Genomic DNA, 13,739 nt, shown 5'->3' with positions numbered 1-13,739 from the left:
CGGCCATAGGCTCCCGACAACATAGCGTTTAGAATGCGCCGTCTTGTGGCACTTCACTTTGCTAAAGTTGAGAACTATGAAATTACTGGGGCCAACACTACTTATTCTGGGTGCAATCCTTAATATTCTTGCGCTGTTCATGCTGGTGCCTCTGGCGCTCTCCATTGCCTACAATAGCGACAACCAACTGGCTTTTTTCTCTTCAGCGACCATTACCAGCCTTGTCGGTATTGTTTTTCTTCTGATTGGTAAAAAATCGCGCCTGGATTTTATGCAGCCACGCCAGGTGTTTTTAATTACTAGCGCCGCGTGGACTGGTGTCTCACTATTTAGCGCACTGCCCTTTATTATGATCGATCACCCACTGTCACTGGCTGATGCTGTTTTTGAAGCAGTATCCGGTGTTACCTCTACCGGCTCCTCGGTAATGGTGGGACTGGATCAATTACCCAAAGACATATTGCTCTGGCGTTCCCTACTCAACTGGATTGGTGGCGTAGGTATTATCGGTATGGCGATTGCCGTCTTACCTTTTCTGCGAGTGGGCGGGATGCGCTTGTTTAAAACCGAATCCTCAGACTGGTCTGACAAAGCCATGCCCCGTGCACGCAGCTTAATGGCGATGATCATCTATTGTTATATTGGCCTCTCTATTCTCTGCTGCCTCGCTTATTGGTTAGCTGGAATGGATTTTTTTAACGCTATCAACCATTCAATGGCAACTGTATCAACTGGCGGATTCTCCACATCGGATTCGTCCTTTGCCCAATTTGATAGCTTGATACTGCACTGGATCGCCATTATTTTTATGCTCGCCGGTGCATTTCCTTTTGTGCTTTTTGTACGCATGTTAATTAATCACCGCTTTATCGTGCTGGAAGATACTCAAGTGCGCGGCCTGTTATTGATTGTGGTCATCATGACACTGCTGCTTACCATCCAATTGATTATTACTGAGCAGATGTCGCCATTTCAGGCACTGACTATGGCAGGTTTCAACTTGGTATCTATTGTCACCACAACAGGTTTTGCTTCAGGTGATTATCAACTCTGGGGGCCAATTGCATTCGTAGTATTTTATTTTGCAATGTTTGTTGGCGGCTGTTCCGGGTCAACCAGCGGTGGTATTAAGGTTTTCCGCTTGCAGATTTTTGCCGGGCTGGTAAAAGAGCAAATCATTACCGCCATTCACCCCCGAGCAATTATCAGCCGACGTTATAACGGCCGATTAATTAGCTCGGAAATTATCGCGTCCTCCATTTCATATATGTGCTTAATGGCGGCCTGCCTGGTCGTTATTGCTGTGATTCTCGCATTTACCGGATTGGATATGGTGACAAGTATTTCAGGCGCTGCTACGGCAGTCATGAACGTTGGCCCCGGCATGGGCGACATAATTGGGCCTGCGGGCAACTTCTCCAGCCTGAGCGATACCGCAAAGTGGGCCTTGTCTGCCGGAATGCTGCTCGGGCGCCTTGAGTTCTTGACGATAATTGTATTGTTCACCCCTGCATTTTGGCGGGCATAATGATCATTGAAAAAACCCTACGACGCTTTGCATACCCCATTGGGATTTTATTTCCCTGGTTATTAACACCGCTCGCATTTCTTATTACCGATTACCTGCCAAAAACTAATGTGCCCTTGCTGTACATTGTGATGGTGGTCTTTATTGCCATCAATGTAACGGTGGAATTGGCAATTATTAATGCCCTATCAAGTTTCTTTGCGTTTAGTTTTTTCTTTGCGCCTCCTCATAGATCAATAATGATCCATCAGGATGAGGATCTATTAACGATTCTGTTATTTTTGCTTACTTCAGTGCTTGTTGGTTACATGGCTACCAAACACAAAAAAAATGTGCAAAAAATTCGTATGCGCGAATTTATGACAGACATTGAATTGGAATTGCTCGAAAAACTGCCAAAAGCCCTGAATACCGACGATGTTGTCAATGCCATGCGCGAGGCATTGCAACCGTGGAAAGAAAATTGTGTACTGATTATTCATGGTGATAATTGGGCTACCCACCCAATGATCCGGCGTATGACCAACCTGCGCAAAACTTATCTTGAGGAATTGTTAGAGCTACGCTTAACGCCAGAGATGATTAAAAAAATCCCTGAGCTGGAACAAGAGCATGATGTGTACTTTCTCTATAACACCCGACAAGTTATCGGGCTGTTAAAAATTTCTATCGAGAATATTCAATATTTACCCAAAGATATTTTTCTGCTACTTCTACATCAAGTAAATATATCCTTGGAGCGAACAAGACTCGCCGCCGATTTGGAAAAGGAAAAAATTGCCAAAGAAAATGAACTTCTGCGCTCTGCATTATTATCCTCGGTATCACACGACTTTCGTACTCCACTAACAACCATGATTGGCGCCACCTCTACGGTAATTGAGTTTGGTGACCATTTAAATAAAGAGGAGACAACAGAGCTGTTAAAAACAGTTTTGGAAGAAGCGCAGCGGCTCAATCGATACACACAAAATTTATTGGATATGACCAAGCTTGGTTTTGGTCATCTCCAATTGGAATGTGACTGGGTTAGTGTTGAAGAGATCATCAGTGTTGTTAAAAAACGCTTGAAACCTTTGCTAATACACAATGATTTAAAGTACGACATCAGCCCTAACCTGCCACCGCTGTATGTGCACACTGCCTTCCTTGAACAGGCAATCTTTAATGTTATCGATAATGCAATCAAATTCTCACCCAAGGGTGCCAGCATTGATGTAGATTGCTTTAAAGAACAAGACAAAATAATTATTACGATTTGCGATCAGGGAACAGGCATTCCCGAGGATGAACGTGAAAAGGTATTTGAGCGTTTCCATACGGCCGAAAAAGGTGACAGACGTAGATCTGGCAGCGGCTTGGGCTTAACGATATGCCAGGGTATGATCATGGCTCACGGTGGCAAAGTAAGTATTCATGCTAACCCACGCCGATTGGCCGATAAAAAAAATCCAGGCTGCTGCGTTAGAATCGAACTGCCCATCACTGAAAGCGAAGACAAAAAAGATCAACAAGAGCATTAAACCGCTAAATTTAACAGCGATATAACACTGATTCAGCGCAGTGCTGTTTATACTTTGCCTCACTGCAATGGAGCCATCATGAGTAAAATATTGATTATCGACGATGAACCGCAAATTCGTCGCTTTTTACAAATCGGCCTCACCGCCCAAGGCTATACTATTCTTGAGGCCGATACGGGGCGCCAAGGCTTGGCATTGGCGGCTGAAATTGGCCCGGATTTGATTATTCTGGATATGGGGTTGCCCGATCTGGATGGTCAGGTAGTGCTGAAAAAATTGCGCGACTTTTTCCACCAGCCAATTATTGTGCTCTCTGTGCGTAACCGCGAATCTGAAATTGTGCAGGCGCTTGATACTGGCGCCAATGATTACGTAGTGAAACCCTTTGGCATTCAGGAATTGCTGGCCCGTATTCGCGGGTTGATTAAAGCCTTTGGCCCAAGCGTAGAAAGTGTGCATACATTTCAGGATGAGCGGGTAGTGATCGATTTACAAGAGCGTAAATTAACGGTAGATGGAGAGGCTACCAAGCTATCGCGCAAAGAATTTGAATTATTAAAGCGCTTGATTAATAACGCTGGACGTTTGGTAACCCAACAACAATTGCTGCGCGAAATATGGGGCGGCACTCATGTGGAAGACACCCATTACCTGCGTATTTTTATCGCTCGCTTGCGCACCAAACTCGGTGATGACCCATCCAACCCCCGCTATATCGAAACAGAACCCGGTGTTGGCTATCGTTTTCTCCCTAGCGTAGAAAACTAAGCCCCCGTTGATTCAAATAATCCCCCAAAAATAATTTCATTTGCTCAATTTCTGCAAAAAAACGCGCGACCAATAGGGTCGCGCGCTGACTCAACGTACATCCATTTACACACACAGGGCGATTGCGTTGATGGCTAAGCCATAGCTTGCAAAAATAATTTTTGATCTACCGCTAGTTTTTTTATTAACGACAAATAGTTCCAACGTTTTCCACCAATCCCGACGATGCCTCACTGATACAGCCGTGGCGATTATTAATAAACTGCGCACCAACCATCATATTATTTACACAGGATGCATCGTTCGCGATCATGCCAGCCCCTCCGGAGCGACTAATCACTACACCGGTAAATGTATTGCCAGTCGCCCCTGTCGTCGGGTCATGGTTTACTTGTGCCAGAAAAATTCCATGCTGCACACTGTCGCTTATATGCAAATTGGTAAACGAATTATCCAATGAGTCACGCATAAAAATGCCGACCGTTTTATTGTTAGTGATAGTGACATCAAAAAATTTATTATTGTTGAATTTGATATCGGTAGATATTCCAGCGGCTTGATTGTTGTAAAGGTAAATGCCGGAAAAACTACTGTCTTCTGTTTCGTAGCCTGCCAAGCCATCAAATTCATTGTCATAAGAAGTGTAATCGCGAATTCGCAAACGGCGACAACCGAGTTCTGTCACCAAGCCGCCCGACATAGCACCAAAAACGACTACCGACTGCACACTGCAATCAATACAGCGGCGAATACTTATGCCGTTATTGCGCAAAGGAAACTGGTCACTGCAGGGGCCACCCATACATTCTGATGATTGATTTGCTCTATTACCATCAATCATTAAATCGCTAACGCTCACAAAATGAATTGATCTGCTCGGAACATTTTCAGTTTGTCCCATCACAATGACAGGTGCGTTAATTCCATCAGCCAGGCGTAGTACTGTTGCGGTACCACGACCACGTAAGGTGACGTGACTTTTATCGAGCACGATGGGATGGGTGCAGGTATAAGTGCCGCTGGTCAACAACACTTCACCGCCAGCCGAAGGTAATTTATTGATTGCATTTTGGATTGCCGTGCAGGTTTTTTCAGTGACCATTTGCGCAGCAAATGCCGCTGGAGCACTGTTTACAAGAATTAATAAAAACAAGATCAGAGACTGCCGCATGCTATGAATAAAACTCATAGTTTACCCTCTATAACAACAGGAGAATTTACACTCCTCATGCTTGAAGGCTAGTGCTAAAACACTCTCTCGCAAGAAAAACTGTGGCTTATATTTTAAAAAAATCTAATTATGCCTGGCGCCCAGTTCATCGGTGATAAGACTGTGTATTCTGGAAACACAAAAGGGGCGCAAGGCCCCTTTTGTGTTTCATTTATTAGCGCAGTGAATTACTCCGCGGCAGGTACTTCTGCTTTGGGCATCAGTGGATTACAGTTTTTAATCGTTACCCGACCTTCCAACAAACTACCCTTTGAATATTCACTAAAAATACAGGTATTAGTTGCCGGGTCGTAGTTTTCGATCCACAGGTTATCGTCTTTCCAGGTTGCCGCCATGTGCATTTGACCCTTGGGAACGTCAATCGACATCACGCCACCAAAGTTCTTTACAAAGTGCTGCTCATAGTGGAAGAAATACATCCCCCAGCCGATGATCAGTATTGTCAGCCCGCCGATGGCGCCCGCTTTCCATTTAAAGTAGCGGCCGATTCCCCAGAAAACAAAAACAGCAACGGCGATAACCGTTATCCAATACAAGTATGTAATCACACTGCATCCCTCTTGTTGATAAGTTAAGCCTTATTCAACAGGGTTTTACGGCCCAGCGCAAGCAAACCCAGTGCAAGCAGGGAAAGTAAACCCAAGCTGCCGCTACCGCCATCATCCTTTTCGGTTATGAGGGTGTTTTTAGGTGGATTAAGGCTGGTTGCAGTATCCGGATCCGCATTTAACACGACGACATTTTCGATCATTACAAAATTTTGGTCGGTTACCGGTTTTTTCGCTTTGTAATCATCAGCAGAATAATTACGCAAAGGAAGCTCAGTAAAGTCGGAATTAAAGTTGAAACGAGTTACACCTGCGATGGCGAGCACGACATCCATGCCACTGGTCACTTCGCCGAATGCAGTAAAGCCACCATTTTGTCTGTCAAGATTGGATGAGTTGTCGGCCAGGTTGATAAACCATTGGTTTGTCGCACTGTTAGCATTGTTAGGCGTTTTTGCCATAGAAATGGTCGCACGCACGTTGGAATACACAGGTTCGTTTTCCACTGCAGCATTTTTTGTGATTGCTTCCAGCTTATCTGTGGTGACATATTTAAAACCACCACCCTGCACAATAAACCCGCTTACTGAGCGATGAATAACCGTATTGGCATAGGCATTGGCATTTACATAGGCCAAAAAGTTGGCGACGGTTTTAGGTGTGGTTTTGTCATAAAGGTTAACTTCAAAATCGCCCATCACAGTTTGAAATTGAACCGTAGTAGCGGCCGCTAATTGACTCATCAATACACCAGCGCTCAGGCAAACAGCGGCAATGGTGTGTTTAAGCAAGGTGAAAGGTGCAACTGCAATGGAATTGAAACGCATGGTCGATAAACCTCGATGACAAAATAAATAATGAAAATAATTAATTTTTATAGCTAAGTGGGCGTGGTTACACCCAGTTAGGATGACGGCATCTTATCCTGTACTACTCTGGGTACACACCCTAAATTTGTTGGAAATTGTAATAGTTAACGCAGACTCTTCATGTGTTTGATGGGATTTATACATCGTCATCGGTCAGCTTTTTCCAGTGGCCATTAGGCTGAGGAATAACTTCATAACGCGCCCATTGGCGAAATTCGCTGCGCAAGCAAATCCCGGTGGCATAACCACCCGCCCCCGCCACCACTTTAAAAATCACTTGGTCTTTATTGGCGTTGGCATGGTTGGCGGCGTCTACGACCTGACGCACGCTCCATAAGTTCCCCAGTTTGCCGTTGCTATAAAAATGCCCGGGAATAATTTGCTCCGGGTGGGTGATGTTTTTTTCTGCGTGTTGCTTGGCCAGCTCCAATAACTGAGTAAGATTTTCAGCGGTGATATCCACGTAGGAGTTCAGCTGTTCCATCGCCGCAGAAAAATCTTCCTGGGTCAATTCGAACTGACGCTCAGCAGTAACTGTGGGTTTGGCAATTTGCCGACGGGTTAAATGGGCTGGATAGCGACGCCAAGGGAAAAATGCATTAAATGCAATAGCCATTGCCATGATGCTGACCACATTGATCAGGATGGGTGCCACTAGATAAAAATATTCGAGCTTGTAGATTTCTGCCCCACCAATAACGGCGGCCAGTGCAGTGGCGCCGCCGGGAGGATGCATACAACGCGCATAGTGCATTACCGCTACCGCCAAGCCCACAGCTAAAGCCGGTGTCCAAGTTTGATCCGGCACTAGCTGCTGACAAGTAACCCCCACAAATGCCGACAGCAGATGGCCACCAATCACGGCCCAAGGCTGGGACAAGGCACCCTGCGGCACAGCAAACAGCAGTACGGCGGTCGCGCCCATAGAAGTCACCATAATCAGAGTGCCCGCGGTGTGCATAAAACCATCCGGGAAACACCAGCGTGTACCCCAGTAAACCGCCAGAATGCCGAGAAAAGCGCCCAACCCGGAAATCAGTTTTTCACCGTGACGAGTGGTGCTGCGCTCTATACCGAGCAGTAAGCGGGCTTCATGCAACCAGTGTTTGATACTCACAGGGGATACTCCATGCACCAGAAAAGCGCAGAATGCTAGAGGTTTATAGCGCTAACTGCAAATAAGCTTAAACTCAATAGAATACTTGACCTTCCCATGATGGTAAGCCTTAACCTGATCTCACTACCAGATTATCAGGAGACCACCATGCAGTTATTTCACGTAGAAAACATGACTTGCCAAGGCTGCGCTAACGCGATTACCCGCGCCTTACAAGCAGTTGATGCCAATGCCGTTGTTAAAACGTTCCCGCCGATTCGTCAGGTGCGGGTCGAATCAACATTGAGTAATGAGCAATTACTCGGGATTTTTGCGGAGGCCGGTTATCCGGCTCAACCTTTTAGCGAAAAATAGAGAGGCCTATCATGAGTAACTCATCAAGCGAGTTAGATCTGGCAATTGAAGGTATGACCTGTGCCTCCTGTGTTGCCCACGTTGAGCGCGCACTGAGTAAAGTTGAAGGGGTGAACAGCGTCAGTGTCAACCTCGCCACCGAACGAGCGCACCTTACACTTACCCACCCAGTGGCGCTAAACACCCTGGTGGAAAAAGTAGAACAGGCAGGATACAACGCAAAACTGGCGCAAGATGAAGATGCCGGCGACAGTGCCGAGCGCCGTGAGCAGGAACACCAGCAATTAACCCACCAGTTCCAGCTGGCGCTCTTGCTCACCTTGCCGGTATTTGTGATGGAGATGGGCAGCCACCTTATTCCCGCCCTGCACCATTGGTTAATGGCCAACCTTGGGCAGTGGAATTGGATAATCCAGGCCGTTTTAACCACCTTGGTGATGTTCGGCCCCGGCCGTGTGTTTTACCTCAAAGGTTTACCTGCCTTGATACGCATGGCGCCAGATATGAACTCGCTGGTCGCCGTAGGCAGCTTGGCCGCGTGGGGCTACTCGCTGGTTGCCACCTTCATTCCAGCCGCCCTGCCCGCCGGTACGGTGAATGTTTACTTTGAAGCCGCCGCCGTGATTGTCACCCTGATTTTGCTGGGGCGATTATTGGAGGCCCGCGCTCGTGGCCGCACCAGCGATGCCATTGCCCAACTGGTAAAACTTCAACCGCACACCGCAACACGTATGGTGGATGGCGCGCAACAAACGCTGGCGATAGATCTCATCCAACCCGGCGACACCTTGCTCGTACGCCCCGGCGAACGTATCCCGCTGGATGGCACAGTGACCGAAGGCAGTTCCTTTGTGGATGAATCCATGATGACCGGTGAACCTATGCCGGTGAGTAAAATTGCAGGCGCCGAAGTGATTGGCGGCACACTCAATAGCACCGGCTCCTTCCAGTACCGCGTCACCAAAACCGGTAAGGACACCATGCTGGCGCAAATTATCCAGCTGGTGGAAGCGGCACAGGGTTCAAAACTGCCAATTCAAGCATTGGTGGATCAAATCACCCGCTGGTTTGTGCCGGCGGTGATGCTAGTGGCGCTGCTCACGTTTATCGTTTGGATGTTTTTTGGCCCCGAGCCCGCGCTCGGTTTTGCACTGGTGAATGCCGTGGCGGTACTGATTATCGCCTGCCCTTGTGCTATGGGTTTAGCCACACCCACTTCGATTATGGTGGGCACCGGCCGCGCCGCGAACCTTGGTTTGTTATTTCGTCGCGGTGCGGCGCTGCAATCCCTCGCCGAAGTAAAAACTATCGCCTTTGATAAAACCGGCACTCTAACGATGGGCCAACCACAATTGACAGATTTTATCGTCGCTTACGGGTTTGAAAAAAATGCCGTGCTGGCGCTGGTTGCAGCGGCAGAACAACACTCGGAACACCCGATAGCAACAGCGTTGGTAACCGCAGCCGCCACCGAAAAAGTAACGCTCGGCACGCTGGAATCCTTTGAGGCGATGGCCGGTTACGGATTAAAAGCACAAGTGTCTGGCAATGAAATTTATATTGGTGCTGATCGCTTGTTTGAAAAACTCGAGATTGATCTGGCGGTATTCAGTACCAAGGCCCAGCAATTAGCCAGCGACGGCAAAACGCCAATTTATGTTGCCGTTAATAATCAAATTGCCGCCGTGATGGCACTGGCCGACACCATTAAACCCGGCACCGCTGGGGCGTTAAGCGCATTGCATGCACTTGGTTTTAAAGTGGCGATGATTACCGGTGACAACCGCCGCACCGCCGAAGTGATTGCTAAACAATTAAATATAGATGTGGTGATCGCCGAAGTATTGCCCGATCAAAAAGTTTCCGCGGTAAAACAATTGCGCAGCGAGCATGGCGCTATCGCCTATGTGGGCGATGGTATTAACGATGCGCCAGCGCTTGCCGAAGCGGACCTGGGGCTGGCGATTGGTACCGGAACCGACATCGCCATTGAAAGCGCCGATCTGATTTTGGTGAGCGGCGATATTGAAGGCGTACCCAAAAGTATTGCGCTGGCGCGTGCCACTATGCGTAACATTAAGCAAAATTTATTTTGGGCTTTTGCTTACAATGTGGCGTTAATTCCACTCGCCGCCGGTATTGCCTACCCTGCATTTGGAGTGCTGTTATCGCCCATGCTTGCAGCGGGCGCTATGGCGCTGTCCAGTGTATTTGTAGTGACTAACGCCTTGCGTCTGCGCAATTGGCAAGCACCGATTAGCGGCCACCAAAAGGGCAAATAACTATGTATCAAATCAATTCATCAAACCTGGAATTGGCAAGTGCACACGCGCAGGGATTGCATACCATTGGCGATGCCGCAAAACTGACTGGTGTCAGTGCAAAAATGATTCGTCATTATGAAACGCTCGGCTTAATCACACCCACCGATCGCACTCAGGCGAATTACCGTGTCTATCAAACGCGGGAGATTCACCTGCTGCGTTTTATTAAAAGCGCGCGGGATTTAGGCTTCTCCATGAAACAAATCGCCCAGCTGTCCAGCCTGTGGAAAGACGAAGCACGTAGCAGTGCCGATGTAAAAAAACTGGCGATGGAACATATTGATGAAATGGATGAACGTATTCACGCGCTGCAACAAATGCGTAAAGCGCTGAGCGATTTAGCGAATCGCTGCCAGGGCGATGATCGCCCCGATTGCCCGATTTTGGACGGCCTTGCCTGTTGCCATCAACAGGTGCAACAGCAGCAGTAACGGGCTACAAAATGAGAAAGTCATAAGGTGAAAAGATGAATCCAAACTTAAAAAAAATCGCGCTGCTATTACTACTCGCCAGTAGTTTATTAATCAGCGCCTGTAGCAGCACAGCCCCCAAAAATTCATTGATGCCCGTGCAAACAGCACTTGAGCAAAACTTTCCCGGTGCTAGTTTAGACACGGATCACGCAGTGAGTTCTACAATAAAAGACCCCCTACAACTAACCGATGCCATACAACTACTGTTAAGTCATTCGCCGCAAGTGCGTATGCAGCTTGCACAATTAGGTATTGCCGATGCACAACAACTCCAAGCCGAATTAATTAGTAACCCACATATTTCCATCGGTGCCATGCGCCCGGAAGGTGGTGGCCGCTGGCAATTAGAAACGGGTTTAAGCCAGCCACTATTGGAACTATTTACTCGGCCGCTCCGCCGCCAATTAGCGCAAGAAAATCTTCTGCGCGCACAATTGCAACTGCAAGCTGAGTTGCAGGAATTAATTGTACAAACCCAATCGCACTATTACAGCGCTCTCGCTGCCGCCCAGCATTTACAGATCCAAACCCAAGTATTAGACGCAGCCAAAGCGCAAATGCAACTGGCGCTCAGTCTCTATCGCGCGGGCAATATGGCAGAAAACCAATTTTTGTATTACGACAATGAATTGCGCCGCGTGCAACAACAATTTAATCAGCGCCAATTAGCGTCAAAAAATGCACGACTAACATTGCTTAACTTTATTGGCCTACCCAGCGCCACCACACTCACCTTGCCTACGCAATTGCCCGCACTGCAACCGGAAACATTTGCCCGAGACCAGTTAATAGCTGAGGCCAATAGCCATAGGTTGGATAATAAAATTATTCAGCAACAATTAACGCTGGCCAGTAAACGCCGTACATTGTTAGCAAGAGAAAATGGCTGGCGCGATATAAGTGTGGGTATTAATGCGGAGCGAGAGGCGGATGGCGCAAAAAATATCGGACCGGAAGTGGAATTTGCATTGCCAATTTTTAATCGCAACCAAGGGAAATTGGCAGCGTTGGATGCGCAAGTCGCACAACTGCAAGCTAAATTACAACAGCATGAATTGGCGGCGGATGTGGAAATAGCACAAGCGCTGCTGGCCCTTGAAACTGCACAAACACAGTTGGCGTTAATCACACAGAGTTTACAGGTGGCGGAAAAACGTACCGCGCTCGCTCAGCGCGAAGTCAATTTTATGCTCACCAGCCCGTTTGAACTATTGGAGATTAAACGCAATGAAATCCAATTGGCCCACGACTACACCAAAGAGTTAAAAAATTATTGGCTGGCGCGCAGCCAATTGGAATTATCCATCGGCAAAAAATTGCCTATTTCCACTGGCAAGCCAGATTACTCCAAAATGAATCATTCCAAAATGGATCATTCAAAGATGAACCATTCAGAGATGGATCATTCGAAAATGGATCATTCGAAAATGGATCATTCGAAAATGGATCATTCGAAAATGGATCACTCAACAATGGACCATGCAGAAATGGATCATTCCAGTCATCAATCTCACAGCGACCACTCAGATAAAAACACCAGCGAAGAGCAGGAGCACCAACATGATTAATCGCCGCAATTTACTGCTCGGCAGCGCCGCCGGTTTGGTGGCCGCGAGTTTGCCCTTACAGGCGCAAGTGGATCACTCCCAACATCAAATGCCAACACCGGCAGAGCCCAAAGTGGACCACTCACAGCATCAATCTACAAAAAAAGTGGTACGCAAAAGCACCAAAGATATTCCTGCCGTCAGCACAAAAAAAACAGAATTAACGGCACAGGGCTATCGCCCGGTAATTACGCCTAATGGCCGCACCTTACCCTATCGCATGAACAATGGCGTAAAAGAATTTCATTTAATCGCCGAAGAAATTGAGCACGAATTTGCGCCGGGTTCAAAAATTAAAGCCTGGGGTTACAACGGCAGCACACCGGGGCCAACGATTGAAGCCGTCGAAGGCGACCAAGTGCGTATTTATGTCACTAATAAATTACCCGAGCACACCAGTATCCACTGGCACGGCATTTTATTGCCTTGGGGCATGGACGGCGTAAGTGGTTTAACCCAAGCGCCGATTAAACCGGGCGAAACATTTGTCTATGAATTCACCCTACAACAACACGGCACCCATATGTATCACCCACATGCGGACGAAATGGTGCAACTCGCCACCGGCATGATGGGCATGTTTATTATTCACCCCAAAGAAATCACCAAGCCAGAAGTGGATCGCGATTATGTGGTACTGCTGCATAACTGGGCGGTACACCCGGGCACCTATAGACCCGACCCAAGCGTCATGACGGAATTTAATTTGTGGACGATGAACAGCAAAGTCTTTCCGGCGATTGAATCCATGGTCGGCCAAACCGGTGAACGCATTCGTATTCGCATCGGTAATTTATCTATGTGGAATCACCCGATTCATTTACACGGTGTGCAATTTCTAGTGACTGGCTCTGATGGTGGCCGCTGGCCAGAAAACCAATGGCGCAGTGAAGTGACCGAAATTATCGGCGTGGGTCAAACCCGCGATATTGAATTTGTGGGCGTGCCTGGTGATTGGGCGTTTCACTGCCATATGAGCCATCACACCATGAATGCCATGGGCCATGAAGTGCCCAATATGCTCGGCGTAAAACAACCCAGCGCACAAATTAATAAAGTGCTGCCGGGTTATATGGCGATGGGCGAGCATGGCATGGCTGAGCATCAGGAACATGTGGACATGGGGCATATGCCCGGCCCGGAAAATACCTTGCCGATGATGATGGGCGAAGGCCTCTACGGCAAACTGGAAATGGGCGGTATGTTTTCCATGATTCGCGTGCGCGACGCACTAGGTGAGCAAGCGGATATGTACCTGCCACCTGCAGGCACCCAAGCCAAAAAAGTGGATAAGGTGCCCAGCGACATTCCCACTTAAAAACTTATCAACGCGTATTACCGAACCTCTGTGTCACCGCTGGTGACACAGAGGTTTTTTTATTTGCTGGTGAAGTGTT

12 protein-coding genes are annotated in these 13,739 nt (G+C 47.7%); 8 read left to right on the top strand and 4 right to left on the bottom strand.

Annotated features, from left to right (window positions below; translation table 11 throughout):
* Window positions 1-76 precede the first annotated feature (76 nt).
* From O59_RS07745 to O59_RS07735, 3 genes are all read left to right on the top strand, one after another.
* The gene (locus O59_RS07745; RefSeq protein WP_007641266.1) at window positions 77-1,528 is read left to right on the top strand and encodes a TrkH family potassium uptake protein; all 1,452 of its coding nucleotides are present in this window, start codon (window positions 77-79) and stop codon (window positions 1,526-1,528) included.
* Entirely contained in the window at window positions 1,528-3,051 is a 1,524-nt protein-coding gene (locus O59_RS07740) for an ATP-binding protein (protein WP_007641265.1), read from the top strand. Before O59_RS07745 ends, O59_RS07740 begins: the two co-directional genes overlap by 1 nt.
* A 78-nt stretch (window positions 3,052-3,129) precedes the next feature.
* Window positions 3,130-3,819, top strand: a complete 690-nt coding sequence (locus tag O59_RS07735; protein ID WP_007641264.1) for a response regulator — start codon at window positions 3,130-3,132, stop codon at window positions 3,817-3,819.
* Window positions 3,820-4,003: 184 nt separating this feature from the next.
* Here O59_RS07735 and O59_RS07730 read toward each other — a convergent pair whose 3' ends face one another.
* The 4 genes from O59_RS07730 to O59_RS07715 all read right to left on the bottom strand — a co-directional run bounded on the left by O59_RS07730 (window position 4,004) and on the right by O59_RS07715 (window position 7,584).
* Window positions 4,004-5,008, bottom strand: a complete 1,005-nt coding sequence (locus O59_RS07730) for a right-handed parallel beta-helix repeat-containing protein (RefSeq protein WP_040391713.1) — start codon at window positions 5,006-5,008, stop codon at window positions 4,004-4,006.
* A gap of 209 nt (window positions 5,009-5,217) precedes the next feature.
* The gene (locus O59_RS07725) at window positions 5,218-5,598 is read right to left on the bottom strand and encodes a hypothetical protein (protein ID WP_040391711.1); all 381 of its coding nucleotides are present in this window, start codon (window positions 5,596-5,598) and stop codon (window positions 5,218-5,220) included.
* A gap of 23 nt (window positions 5,599-5,621) precedes the next feature.
* On the bottom strand, window positions 5,622-6,425 hold the full coding sequence (locus O59_RS07720; RefSeq protein WP_007641247.1) for a peptidylprolyl isomerase: 804 nt from the start codon (window positions 6,423-6,425) through the stop codon (window positions 5,622-5,624).
* A gap of 178 nt (window positions 6,426-6,603) precedes the next feature.
* Window positions 6,604-7,584 (bottom strand): HPP family protein, encoded by a 981-nt coding sequence (locus O59_RS07715; protein ID WP_007641246.1) that lies wholly within the window; start codon window positions 7,582-7,584, stop codon window positions 6,604-6,606.
* 147 nt (window positions 7,585-7,731) lie between these two features.
* Between O59_RS07715 and O59_RS07710 the strand changes: the two genes are divergently transcribed.
* From O59_RS07710 to O59_RS07690, 5 genes are read left to right on the top strand one after another with little or no spacing between them, the layout of a single operon-like run.
* Complete coding sequence (locus O59_RS07710) at window positions 7,732-7,938, top strand: heavy-metal-associated domain-containing protein (protein ID WP_040391709.1); 207 nt, start codon at window positions 7,732-7,734, stop codon at window positions 7,936-7,938.
* Between the two features lie 11 nt (window positions 7,939-7,949).
* The gene (locus O59_RS07705) at window positions 7,950-10,220 is read left to right on the top strand and encodes a heavy metal translocating P-type ATPase (protein WP_007641244.1); all 2,271 of its coding nucleotides are present in this window, start codon (window positions 7,950-7,952) and stop codon (window positions 10,218-10,220) included.
* A 2-nt stretch (window positions 10,221-10,222) separates the two neighbouring features.
* The gene (gene cueR, locus O59_RS07700) at window positions 10,223-10,693 is read left to right on the top strand and encodes a Cu(I)-responsive transcriptional regulator (protein ID WP_007641243.1); all 471 of its coding nucleotides are present in this window, start codon (window positions 10,223-10,225) and stop codon (window positions 10,691-10,693) included.
* A 35-nt stretch (window positions 10,694-10,728) separates the two neighbouring features.
* Window positions 10,729-12,303 carry a TolC family protein gene (locus O59_RS21985; RefSeq protein ID WP_007641241.1) on the top strand — a complete coding sequence of 525 codons (1,575 nt, stop codon included), beginning with the start codon at window positions 10,729-10,731 and terminating at the stop codon, window positions 12,301-12,303.
* On the top strand, window positions 12,296-13,660 hold the full coding sequence (locus O59_RS07690) for a multicopper oxidase family protein (protein WP_007641240.1): 1,365 nt from the start codon (window positions 12,296-12,298) through the stop codon (window positions 13,658-13,660). The genes O59_RS21985 and O59_RS07690 overlap by 8 nt, the downstream gene beginning before the upstream one ends.
* Window positions 13,661-13,739: the final 79 nt, after the last annotated feature.

It is taken from the genome of Cellvibrio sp. BR (assembly GCF_000263355.1).
GTDB lineage: Bacteria > Pseudomonadota > Gammaproteobacteria > Pseudomonadales > Cellvibrionaceae > Cellvibrio.
This window is presented reverse-complemented; position numbering and strand designations above follow the sequence as displayed.